This window comes from Nitrosomonas communis (genome assembly GCF_900114745.1).
In the GTDB taxonomy this organism is placed as follows: domain Bacteria; phylum Pseudomonadota; class Gammaproteobacteria; order Burkholderiales; family Nitrosomonadaceae; genus Nitrosomonas; species Nitrosomonas communis_A.
Window position 1 is genome coordinate 1 of the sequence record NZ_FOUB01000088.1, and the last position, 12,183, is coordinate 12,183.

The window sequence follows — 12,183 nt, forward strand, 5'->3', positions numbered from 1 at the left end:
GTTGCATAACCGTTGTTGCTGATCAGATAATCAGTATATAGCTCAAGTTTTTCTTTTTTCATGACCAAAATGATAAGCTTTTTTCGGCGGCCTGCGTAACATCAGTGATGAATTATGAATTTTTTGCGTAGTAATCCGCTAGAGGCGGCAAGGCGCGCAGAAGAAACAAGCGCCGTCAGAGTTTGAGGGATAAAGTTGGAATGTCGCGCTGGAGAAGACCGACACATCACTGGTGCTAATCCGCCCGTTTTTTAGCGTGGTCATGGGTCACGTCGGCGACATTGGTGAGTCCGTGGTAACGGACCTCCCGTTTGAAAGAGTGAGTACAACGACGTACCTGAACCAGCGCGGCATTCCAATAGAGATGAGGGAGGATATCATGGCAAGTTCAAGCAAAGTAAATTGGAGTGAATCCATCCGAATGCAGCGGGAATGGATATTGGCTCTGCGAGCCATTTTGTGGCGGTACCGCTGGATCGGGATGACGAGCCGGTAAGGGAATTCAAGAGTTTCACCGCAGAGCTGAATGGTTTAGCGGACTGGTTAGAGGCCTGTGAAATTGACACTGTGGCAATGGAATCGACGGGGGTATACTGGATTCCACTGTATGAACTTTTGGAGTCGCGCGGGCTGACGGTGTATCTAGTAAATGCGCGGCACGTTAGAAATGTTTCTGGCCGGAAGTCGGATGTACTGGACTGCCAATGGTTACAGAACTGATGAGCTTTGGGTTGTTGTCTGGCGCATTCTGCCCGAAAGATGAGATATGTGCACTACGAGCCATATCTCGTCAACGCGATATGCTGATCCGTTATCAGGCGCGACATGTACATGTGCAACATAGGCAAAAGGCTCTGGCGCAAATGAACGTGCAATTGGCGAACGTGATTTCGGATATTGTGGGCGAAACCGGTCAAAAGATCGTTCGCGCCATCATTGCTGGTGAGAGAGATGGGCACATCTTGGCGAATCTCAAGAGCAATCGCATCCGGGCTAGCAAAGACGAGATTGAGAAATCGTTAGTCGGGAATTGGCGCGAAGAACACCTGTTTGCACTCAAGCAAGCGATGTCACTCTATGACGCCTACAGCGAAGGACTCACCGAATGTGACCGGCAGCTTGAAACCATGCTTGCGGCACTTCAGGTGCACAAGGTAGAGATCAGCCAGAAGAAGCGCCGCTCCAATGTCAAGAACTCTCCCAAATTTGATTTGCGTGCCCATCTGATTGGCATGTGTGGGGTTGATTTGACGCGAATTGACGGCATCGAAGTGACGACTGCGATGAAAGTCCTGAGTGAAGTGGGCGCTGACATGAGCAGGTTCAAGAGTGCGAAGCAGTTTGCCTCGTGGCTTGAGTTGTGTCTTGGAACAAAAATATCGGGCGGAAAAGTGCTATCGGGGGCAAGCAAGCGCACAGCGAACTGTGCGGCTCAGGCACTGCGCATGGGGGCAGTTTCATTGAAATCCAGTCAGTCTGCACTGGGTGCCTATTACAGAAGATTATGTGGCAGACTCGACAAGGCAAAGGCAATCACAGCGACAGCACACAAACTGGCGCGCTTGATCTACACGATGCTAACGAAAGGAACCGAGTACGTCGATAAAGGGCAGGATTACTTTGATGAGCGGTATCGTCAACGCGTGTTGCATCATCTGATTGTTCGCGATCGGAAGCTGGTGCTTAATCTTACCCCTGTTCCTGGGACCACTTAATATTTGGTGTAAAACCAGTGTGTTATATTTGTTTCTTGAAAAAGAAGTATCCCTAAAATAAATCACCTCAAAAAACAATTTAACCCAATAACAGCCACAAGAGCCTTCGGCGATGCTTGGGGATTAATAATCTGAGAAAGCGTTGCATCTTGCCAAGCGCTCGGTCAAGTGTTGGCCCTAGATGCTTTGCTTCTTTCTCATCCATCTCTCAAGGAGGTACACCATGCTAGTCCTCAATGATCCCAACTTGGTCAGCCGACCCCTCAATCCCGCCGTTCGAAAGCTGATGCAGCAGCGGTTCACAGAAGTCTGCTCCGAAGAACTCTACAACTACGACCGCCACGGCTATGCAATCATGGTGGAACCAGGCGACAGCGTCGCTGCCATTGAGCAGGAAATTGACTTCTCTATCCTGCGTAACTCCTTTGATGGCACCCGTTACAGGGGGCCGGATTTAACGCCTCCCTTCGAAGCGCTGGAGGAACACCTTAAATACAGAGATATTGGCGGAGAAGTCTTCCCCCTAACTCACTTTCCACAGTTGTCTACTGATATCCACTATCATACCAAAATGTCTTTTGTTTAAGCCTTATTAAGAGCATTTCTGCAAAAAGCTTGTATATCACTGTATCATAAAATATACTGCTGTCTAGTCTTATTGGTCAGAACTAAGGTAAGAATTAGATATGGGCAAGCTACAAGCAGTAAAAATTAAAACTCTACCCCCAGGCAGTCATTCAGACGGCAATTGTCTATATCTGCGCGTTAAAGATTCTGGCGCTAGAAGCTGGGTATTTCGTTATAAAGTTAATGGAAAGCCTGTTGAATTGGGTATGGGTTCAGTTTCTGTTAGAACTCTATCTGAAGCACGTGATTTAGCTGTCGACATGAAGCGTGCTATTGCTTCGGGTTCGAATCCCAAAAACCTGTTAGCACCAAAGCAACAGACAAAGACCTTTGCTGATTATGCGCTTGAGTTGATCGAGTCAAAGCGGGCAGGGTGGCGCAATACCAAACATGCTCAACAATGGGTTAATACATTACAAGAATATGTCTTTCCTTTTATCGGTAAGAAGCCTGTTCAGGAAATTTATTTAGAGGACATTAAAAGGATTCTGAAGCCTATCTGGTACGACAAGACCGAAACAGCAAGCCGAGTGAGAATGCGGGTTGAAGCTGTTTTAGATTTTGGCTATCTGCATGAAAGTATAGATAAAGCAAACCCTGCACGCTGGCGCGGGTGTTTAGATCACGTTTATCCATCCCCAAAGAAAACGCAACCAGTAGAACACTTTGAGGCTATTTCCTACAATCGATTACCTGAAATCATGGCGATATTACGCGCTAAAACCAGTATGAGCGCTTATTGTGTCAGATGGATAGCATTAACAGCATGTCGCAGCAATGAAGCGCGAGAAATGGTGTGGGATGAAATCGACATAAATAATGCGATCTGGACAATACCTGCAAACAGGATAAAGGCAGGGCGTGAGCATCGTGTTCCATTATCACAAGAATGTATTGAGATACTGGAAAAGGTCAAAACATTTAAGCTACTTAGTAAGAATGGATTAGTTTTTTTCAATCAATATGGTGATGCTCTTTCTGACGTGGCAATCAGCAAAGCGCTTAAGTCAATCTCATATAAAGAAGCAACCATTCACGGCTTACGTTCCAGTTTTCGAGATTGGGCGGCAGAAAAGACACAATATCCGAGCGAGGTATGCGAACAGGCACTTGCTCATGCTATTGGCGCGGTTGAAGGAGCGTACCGACGTTCAGACCTTTTCAATAAAAGACAGAAATTGATGAATGATTGGTCGGATTATCTGAATAAATGAGGCTTACAGAGAGATCAAAAGTTCGAATCAGGTTAATCACTGTATTATAATACGCAGATGAATAATGTTATATTCATAAGTGATTGTGAGGTTTCCCTCAAAGTGTTGACGCACTTTGAGGGATTTAATCCAGTCAATTTTTTATTCCTTCCACGGATATGACAATGACTGAGTACGTTAAAAGCTTTTTTGTTATTGCATTCAACGCAAGTTATATGTTAACAAAATAGTGCCATTAAAGCACGAAAAAAGTAGCTTTATACGCATAAAGTCATTGTCATCTTTTTAATCTAAAGGATGATTATGCAAGAAATTAGTTTCAAGAAGAAACCCGCAGTATTAGAGCAAACATCATTTTCACACGCGAATTTATATTTAAGAATCCGTAAGGGGAAATTCCCACACCCTGTCAAGATTGGAAGTTCATCCGTATGGATTGATTCAGAAGTCAATACGGTTTGCAGAGCGATGGCGGCAGGCTATACGGATGACCAGCTTAAGGAGCTGGTAGCCAAGCTTGAAGCAGACCGTAAAAATGTAGTGCAATAAAAAAGGAGCACCAGATTATGTATGCTCCTATTTCTTTGCCTAAAGACTCTTGCCAGTCAGCAAACAGTATTTTAACAAATTACTTTGATATTGTTAATCAATTCGTCAATGATGCAGCTAGTAAACGAGGAGTGATTATTGTCAATCCGGTTGCTGATGGTGAGATTCATAGATGCGCTATTGCTAGCAAATCTAAAAACAATCGAGATGGCGCTTATCTCCTGCATATTGATGATTTTCCCTGTGGCGGCTTACAAAACCATACTGATGGGCTAGGTTGGCAGAATTGGCGGGCGGATATAGGCAGGAAACTGACCCATCAGGAAATAATTGCACAGCAAGCCAGAATTGACGAGGCAGAACGCCAAAGAGAGATTAAAAGCCACAATCAACGTGAGAAAGTGGCGGCAAAAGCAGCCTACCTGTATGGCTGCGGCAGACTAGCAAGAAACCAAAAAGACCACCAGTATTTAATTAAGAAGGGCATTCAGCCTCATGGCGTGAAAATTCTTGGCAATGCGCTGGTCGTGCCTCTCCAAGATCAAACAGGTAGGCTAGTTAATCTTCAGTTTATCTCCCCAGAAGGTAAGAAGCGCTTCCCAAAGGGTAGTAAAAATGAAAAATGCTTTTTCATCATTGATGGCCTATCCGAACGGATTCTAATTTGCGAAGGCTACGCAACAGGAGCAAGTCTTTTTGAGCATAGCGGACAGCGTGTCATTGTGGCGTTTGATGCGGGCAATCTCTTACCTGTTGTCAAAGTTATAAGAAGCCATTTTCCTGACCATGAAATTATCATATGTGGTGATAATGACTTATCTTGTGTAGGTCAGAAAGCAGCAAGCAAGGCAGCGCTAACGGTCGGCGGCAAGGTGTACATCCCACCTATTGCAGGCATGGATTGGAATGATTATCTGAATGCAGGAGGTAACCATGCTTGATCTTAACAAAGCAAAATTCCCGAGCAATTTAGCAAACACATTTCCTCAGGGAGAAAGGAATGAATCAGGTGAAAACCCGTATCAATGGCCTGAACCTCAGCCACTGACAGTTAAAGTAGAGCCTGAGCCTTACCCTATAGATGCTTTACCGGATGGAATACGTGAATCCGTCTTAGAGGTTCAAGGTTTCGTTAAGGCACCTATTCCATTGGTGGTATCGTCTGCATTAAGCGCTTTATCACTGGCAACACAAGCCCATGTGAATGTGCAGCGAGCAGAGAGGCTACAAGGACCTTGCGGTTTGTTCATGTTGACCATTGGCGATTCAGGCGAAAGAAAATCAACATGCGATGGTTTCTTTACTACACCAATTCGAGAGCATGAGCAACAGCAAGCTGAATTGTTGAAGCCAGAGCTAGAACAGTTTGAAGCTGAATTATCAGCATGGAATGCTGAACGTGAAGGAATACTTGCAGCAATAAAAAATGCTGGTAAAGCTTGTAAGCCTACCGACAAATTGAAGCGTGATCTAGCTGAAATCCAGCATAATAAACCAGAAGCACCAAGAATGCCCAGATTATTACTTGGCGATGAAACTCCCGAGAATCTAGCCTGGAGCCTCGCCAAGCATTGGCCCTCATCTGGTGTTATATCCAGTGAAGCTGGCTTGATCTTCGGATCTCATGGCATGGGTAAGGAATCAGTAATGCGTAATCTAGCCTTATATAACGTTCTTTGGGATGGTGGCGTTCATAACGTAGGTAGAAGAACATCGGAATCATTCACAGTACAAGGCGCAAGGCTAACCGTAGGATTGCAGATTCAAGAAACGACGCTGAGAGAATTTATAGAGAAATCTGGAGCCTTGGCGCGTGGAAAAGGATATTTTGCACGGTTTCTTGTTTCATGGCCTGAGTCAACACAAGGTACACGGTTTTTTACGGAACCACCGACAAATTGGCCTAGTCTTACAGCATTCAACAAGCGACTAAACGAGATTCTATCAATCCCACCTTCTATGTCTGATGATGGAGGTTTAGAGCCTGTTACGCTGACATTCTCACCAGAAGCAAAAGCAGCGTGGGTAAGGTATTACAATGCTATCGAAAAGGAGCTTGCTAATGGTGGCGAGCTTTACGACGTGCGTGATGTCGCGAGCAAATCCGCAGATAATGCAGCAAGACTAGCAGCCATCTTCCACGTGTTCTAACATGGCCCAGACGGATCAATTGGGGCTGATAGCTTTGATGAAGCAAGCACAATCGCTGCATGGCATCTTTACGAGTCAAGACGCTTCTTTGGTGAACTTGCCTTACCTGTTGAACTTTCTGAAGCAGCAAGAGTCGATAGCTGGCTAATTAATTATTGCAGACGTGAGCGCATTTCTTCAGTCAGCAAAAACTATATGCTACAGCATGGGCCATTACGCAAAAGAGAACGATTAAATAATGCAATCAAGGAATTATGTGAGCTTGACCGCTTGCAAATCGCCAAAGATGGGAAGCGTCTTACTCTGAATGTAAATCCATCACTTCTCTGATTTTATATATTGCTACTGCTACTTTTGCTATTTTGCTACAGATGAGCCATACCAGGATCAACTATAGCAAGAATAGCAACTGTAGCAATAGCAGCCCCTACAATTCAAAAAATTGAATTATTGAGGTCCATTACATGAGCTTGGTAGACCTGATTCGAAAAAGTAAAAATATAAAAATCGCTACTGCTAATTATCGTGAAGAAAGCAAGGGAACAGTAGCAGAAATAGCAACTATAGCAATAGCTAACACAACAGAACCAAAAACTGACACTGATAGCAACCTTGAAGTCATCCGCACCTGGTTATTCTCAATTCGTGAACCAGAAGAAGATCATTACCACGTTTTGAATAAATGTAGAAATGATCCCAAAGCGCTTGAGTATTTCTTGAAACATGCTCGAGGCAGGTTTGAATCTGGCTGCACTTTAACGGATGAGTAAAGGGTAGATTATCGAGCGAAGTGTAGCGATTACATGTTTTTCTTTGGTGGGCATTGCCAGCAATACAAAATTAGTATAGGTGATTCCACAGTTAGGCAACTACTCAAAATATTAATCTTTAACAATTGACTCTATCCGTTGCAGAATAAAAAGGGTTACAGAGAACAATAAACAGATATTTGATTTAAACTCATTCAATATGGTTTATCCAATCTACAGAAATTATGATATGAAATAGTTAGCTTCATTACGTAATTAATCGGCATCCCTTCATAAGGTGCTAATGATTTTTATTTAACAACTAAAGACAGCCATCCGGAAGGCAAACCCAACAAGAAAAATTTTTGCTAGGCTTGAAAACAGATCGAAAGGAGTTATGGCGGCGCGAAGATATTTAAAAATAATTGAAATAAAAGATATGATTCCTATTTTAGCTTTTTTGATAATTTTATTGTTCCCCTCTATTGAAGTCAATGCATATGATGCAGTCACTAAAGCTGGCCATATTGCATGCTTAAAAAAAAATGGCTAGAAGACATATATAATTTTAAGGAAGCAAAAGATATGGATGATTTCCACTCTTACCTAAGGTCTAAGAGGTGCTTCTATATCAAGGCAGGTATTAATGTTTCAATAAATAAATTTCCTGATCAATTCGACAACACTGTTGGATTTGTTTATGACAACACACAAATGTGGTCTGTTGTAAATGCATTGGATTACGGTGTACAGCATTAAAGCAATTTAGACTAATGGCTGCCTGAGTCAAGAGCGGTTTTAGTTCATCAGGTTTGCGGACACGGCACATAGTCACAGTTAAAGAAGGCGAGAGAGAAGACTATGCGCCGTAAGGGACATTACTTAGACGTTACTGTTACATGTTGCTTGGCCTGGGACGTTATACACAGTACCGAACTGAAGTACTCCGCACATGTAGTAGTATTACTGAGACTGGTTCTCAAAAAAAGAAGCTCAAACAGAAATCCATGGTAGATAGTTTCTTGGCAGAGAAAAACCCGGCAAGGAATTTAGCAAAGTGCGGAAAAGTGTGGGAAAGAGTTAAACAAGAATCCGTTATTTTAACGACAAATAACGGAATTGTTCGTAAAACACGGCACTATAATAGTGTGAGATAGTATTCTAGACCATACGCCACCTTATATCTTTAGTGCTTTTAGGTACGAAGCCGCGACTTCCTTAAATTTTTACACTGGCAGTTCAGAGAAACAGTTTTTTGATAATAGAGGGGAGCTTCGGTCTCAGGCGCTCTTACGCCAGGAACCGCGCTTTGTTCAAATTTTTGCAGCCGCGAAATTAGGAATAGGGGTTATTTCGATCTTTGCAGCTTCACACCGGAGAACCGCACTTTGCAATTCCCTCCCTAAATCTAACCAAAAAAGAACTAATGTAGAGTTGGCTTCTATCTAGAGAGTTAAATCAACGATTAAGCAAGATTGAAATTATTTCCGGAATATAATTAAATCCTAAGTGCTTTTTTGTCGATAAAATTACATGTAGCCATACATCAGCGAAAACCCGCCACAACGACGGGTCTTTTTTGCTTGCCAAAAGCAGATTTGGTTAATCTACTTTATTTTTTATCTCAGAAGATTTGTCTTTGATCACTTCTTTTGTTTCTTTAGAGCGATGCTCGACTTTTCGCTCAGCGCACTCTGTATCTGTTCCTGTACAGGTTGCCTCATCTACTCGATGCATCTCTTCATGAGCATCTCGTTTGATGTCATCTTTAACAGCTTTATTTTTCTCGGTTACGGTTTCAGCAGCATGAACATTGGAAAAAATGAAGCTTGCTGCAATTAATCCAGATAATAATAAGTTTTTCATTTTTTGCTCCTTGCTTTAAGTTATTTTCATTCACGATGAATGCGATCAAATAATGCCCAATTAACTTAAGCTCGTCTGTACGGTAAACCACAAACCTGTTTGGTGCTGCTTGGACTAGATGAATATCTCATAGGAAATGAAATTACTTGGCATTTTGTTACTGGCGGGAATGAATTTTTATATGCGCTATAAAAGCTTGTATTAAATCTGACGCATTCAAAAATAAAATTGGATAAGCACTGTTCAGCTAGTTTTGATGATTTCAATAAATTAACCGTTTAGTGATAATAAGAATATCCCAAAATTCCCTAATCTACAGAATTTTTCAAAATTAACATGCTTCAGCTGAGGAAAATAGACTCACTGATCTATGGAATATGCAGGTTTTGCAGTCGGAACTTACAATTTATTCAATAATCTATGGATTTTTATGAACTATTTTTTAAATAGTAGTGTAATTGTTAAAACTGTGACTTCCCTTTGTATCGGGACTATTCACTTTGTCGAATCATGCTTTACCAATAGCATTCTCGAGGGCATCAATAGCAAGATTAAGTTTGCCGAAAAATGGGGTACAAGAAGCTGCCGAGATATTAAGAACTATACTAATATAAATTTTTATTTCTTATACCGAAGCCTTCAGTTTACTTTATTCATCTACGGGATTCATATAGAGCCTCTTAAATCATATTTTTAACATCTCCTGCTCTGTGCAATAAAGAGGTGAATTTTCAGGTTGAGGTAGGGAGGTATGTATGCCAGACTCCAAATTAAACTCAAAAAATTTTGATCGTCGAAAACAATTTCGTCGCATTACCGATCAGTTCACTAATGATCTACATAATGCATGTACAACACCACAATGTTTCTCATGTTTGGAGCGTACGGCCGAGGCTGTAGCTTGATAGCGAAACACGAGTCATACATATCACATCTCAAGCAGAACAAACCATAAACCGATCAAGCATACCCTTCGTTTTATTCCCAAGATTTGCTCTGCCGTCTTTACCTAATGCCGCTCGCTTCAAAATTTTTGTGGAGCAGAAAAATAAGGAAGCTGGACCACTTATCCTATTACTGGTTAATAAAAAAACTCGGGAGATCATATTGTTCTCCTGCTTTAGATTGCCTGAACCTACCACAGCCGATTTGAATGTTGCCCGGTATCTGATCAAACTGCGCGATCCTAATCGCCAACTAAACAAGCAACTGGAATTATTTACTGAGCAATACCATTTGACTAGAGCTGAAGGACGACTCTGCTGCGCTTTAGCGGATGGCCTGACACTCCATGATTACTGTGCGTATTGGAACATTAGAATCAGTACTGCACGAAGCCAATTAAGTAACATATTCTTTAAAACTCAAACCAAGGGGCAAGCAGGCTTGATGCGGTTAATTTATTTATTTACGTGTTTATAAAGAGATTAAATTTATCCTCCATTTGAAGGATGTAAAAGTTTTTCATTTTTGCTCAAATAGACCTTACTCAAAAACAAAGTCTCTATAAGGAGCTTTACTTTGAGTAACTTTCACGGGATGTGCCGAGAAATAAACGTATCGATCGGATGCATATGCCATGAAAACATTTTATTTTTTGCAAACTCTGGAGAACGTCATGAAAATACTCAGGAATCACATTAAACCGATTGGCATTTTATTTGGAACGTTATTTATCTGTGCTGCTTCAGTGGGTGTAACTTTCGCACAAAGCGGACACTTTGTCGGAACTTAAACTTGTAGCGATGCCGGCACAACATTGATATGTAACGGTAAAGTCGCTGGCCTAGGTGGAACAACTTTTCAACTCACTGTTGAGGCAAGGGGTACTGCAATCATTGAATGTGAAAACCCTGGCGGTAACGTAGCACCGGGTCAAGATACTGACGTGCTTATAACGGGAAGTACGCAGCCTCAACCAACGCCGAGAAATGGTAGCGCTAGATATAGGATATCCACTGACGTTCCTACTGTGCCTAACACTCCAACCTGTCCAAATGATTCATGGACTGCTCATATCGTCGATGTAATCTTCGGAAATGCTACTATTACACTTCTCGAGGATGGTAACACATCTGATCAAGTGACGGTGCCGGTGCAGTAATAAACACAGGTTTCACTTAATCAAGATTAAATTCTTATCGTGAATTTTATCAAGTATGAGTTTTTATAAATATTTCACGATGCATTTTCTATAAACAATTCTATGTGAAAATGCTGCATGTAGACCGTCGAACTCTTACCAGTTTCGACGGTTTTTCTATTCTTTTCAGATATTGCCCTCAGTTTAAGTGATAATTTAAAATCCCTACTAAACCTTTAACGATCTGGCGTGTGTTGCTTTGATGGTTTCCACGATGCATTCTCTCCATAAATTGATTAGAAAAATGCTTTTTGGACTGAGTAGAATTTTCAAGGGTAAGAACATCGGGCAGAACTGAGACGGTTTAAAAGATAGTTATATGTTATTAATCAGTTAGTTATTTTATTTATACTGGCGGAGAAGGCGGGATTCGAACCCGCGGTACGGTGATAACCGTACACACGCTTTCCAGGCGTGCACCTTAAACCACTCGGTCACTTCTCCCATTTGCTTCAAAAATGATGTTTAACTCAAAATAATAGGGTGCCAAGGATAAACTAGTTCATACTTTGGAGCAACCTTTGTGCTGATTGATTCTAAGAATTATAGATGATTTACCAAAATTACTGAGAAAGATCCTTTAGCGGATTGTGAAAAGCCTAATCGAGGTATTCGATGATGGCCGAAAACAGGTAAAAGAAGAAGCAGGGCTGATATCTGATAAATGAATATCTTGAGCCTGTTTCTAACGCCGCGGCCTAAGATAGATCATTTTCAACAGCTTGTTAGAACTTTATCCCTCTTTCTCCTACACTAAATACTTTCCGACGATACTTCGCCAGTAACCACAAAATATGATATCAATAATTATGACTTTGATGATTATATATACTCATACACGTATTTTACACGATAAGCTGCTGAGAATTCATCTCAAATGAGATTAGCTAGGGTCTGTTGACATTTTACATAGGTAACCATAGATATCCACATGCTATAGCTACCATACTCTCGTAATTTCGTTTCAGTTTGTCGTATCGTGTTGCTATTGCCCGATACTGCTTTAGCCGGGCAAAAGCATTCTCCACCCAATGCCGGTATTGATATAAACCCCAATTCATATCTGCATTACCTTTCAACGAGTTGCGCTTTCTCGGTATCACAGCCTGAGCTCCCTTCTTCGTTATCTGTTCCCGTAACCATTCGCTGTCATAGCCCTTGTCCGCCAC

The 12,183-nt window shown here is 41.8% G+C and carries 10 protein-coding genes, 1 tRNA gene and 1 pseudogene; 9 read left to right on the forward strand and 3 right to left on the reverse strand.

The features are described from left to right. Positions 1–432 precede the first annotated feature (432 nt). The 8 genes and pseudogenes from BM122_RS18605 to BM122_RS23590 all read left to right on the forward strand — a co-directional run bounded on the left by BM122_RS18605 (position 433) and on the right by BM122_RS23590 (position 7,558). Positions 433–1,715: pseudogene (locus tag BM122_RS18605) on the forward strand (IS110 family transposase). A gap of 223 nt (positions 1,716–1,938) precedes the next feature. Further along, on the forward strand, positions 1,939–2,301 hold the full coding sequence (locus tag BM122_RS18610; RefSeq protein WP_074907028.1) for a hypothetical protein: 363 nt from the start codon (positions 1,939–1,941) through the stop codon (positions 2,299–2,301). 100 nt (positions 2,302–2,401) lie between these two features. Next, entirely contained in the window at positions 2,402–3,556 is a 1,155-nt protein-coding gene (locus tag BM122_RS18615) for a tyrosine-type recombinase/integrase (RefSeq protein WP_074907029.1), read from the forward strand. A gap of 303 nt (positions 3,557–3,859) precedes the next feature. Further along, positions 3,860–4,105 (forward strand): helix-turn-helix transcriptional regulator, encoded by a 246-nt coding sequence (locus tag BM122_RS18620; protein ID WP_046850232.1) that lies wholly within the window; start codon positions 3,860–3,862, stop codon positions 4,103–4,105. Positions 4,106–4,122: 17 nt separating this feature from the next. Further along, positions 4,123–5,046 (forward strand): toprim domain-containing protein, encoded by a 924-nt coding sequence (locus BM122_RS18625; protein ID WP_074907030.1) that lies wholly within the window; start codon positions 4,123–4,125, stop codon positions 5,044–5,046. Further along, complete coding sequence (locus tag BM122_RS18630) at positions 5,039–6,256, forward strand: YfjI family protein (RefSeq protein WP_074907031.1); 1,218 nt, start codon at positions 5,039–5,041, stop codon at positions 6,254–6,256. The genes BM122_RS18625 and BM122_RS18630 overlap by 8 nt, the downstream gene beginning before the upstream one ends. 464 nt (positions 6,257–6,720) lie before the next feature. After that, positions 6,721–7,026, forward strand: a complete 306-nt coding sequence (locus tag BM122_RS18635; RefSeq protein WP_074907032.1) for a hypothetical protein — start codon at positions 6,721–6,723, stop codon at positions 7,024–7,026. A gap of 376 nt (positions 7,027–7,402) precedes the next feature. Then, a complete protein-coding gene (locus BM122_RS23590) occupies positions 7,403–7,558 on the forward strand; it encodes a hypothetical protein (RefSeq protein WP_177198211.1) in 156 nt (51 codons plus the stop codon). A 1,049-nt stretch (positions 7,559–8,607) separates the two neighbouring features. Here BM122_RS23590 and BM122_RS18645 read toward each other — a convergent pair. After that, positions 8,608–8,871, reverse strand: coding sequence for a hypothetical protein (locus tag BM122_RS18645; RefSeq protein WP_074907034.1), 264 nt, complete (start codon positions 8,869–8,871; stop codon positions 8,608–8,610). A gap of 1,759 nt (positions 8,872–10,630) precedes the next feature. Here BM122_RS18645 and BM122_RS18660 point away from each other — a divergent pair. Next, entirely contained in the window at positions 10,631–10,975 is a 345-nt protein-coding gene (locus BM122_RS18660; RefSeq protein WP_083398599.1) for a hypothetical protein, read from the forward strand. A gap of 391 nt (positions 10,976–11,366) precedes the next feature. On the opposite strand, the gene BM122_RS18665 is transcribed toward BM122_RS18660, so the two are convergent. Both BM122_RS18665 and BM122_RS18670 read right to left on the reverse strand, forming a co-directional pair. Next, a tRNA-Ser gene (locus BM122_RS18665) sits at positions 11,367–11,458 on the reverse strand. 461 nt (positions 11,459–11,919) lie between these two features. Then, positions 11,920–12,183 (reverse strand): transposase (locus BM122_RS18670; protein ID WP_143083534.1); only part of this gene is annotated, 264 nt, incomplete at its 5' end.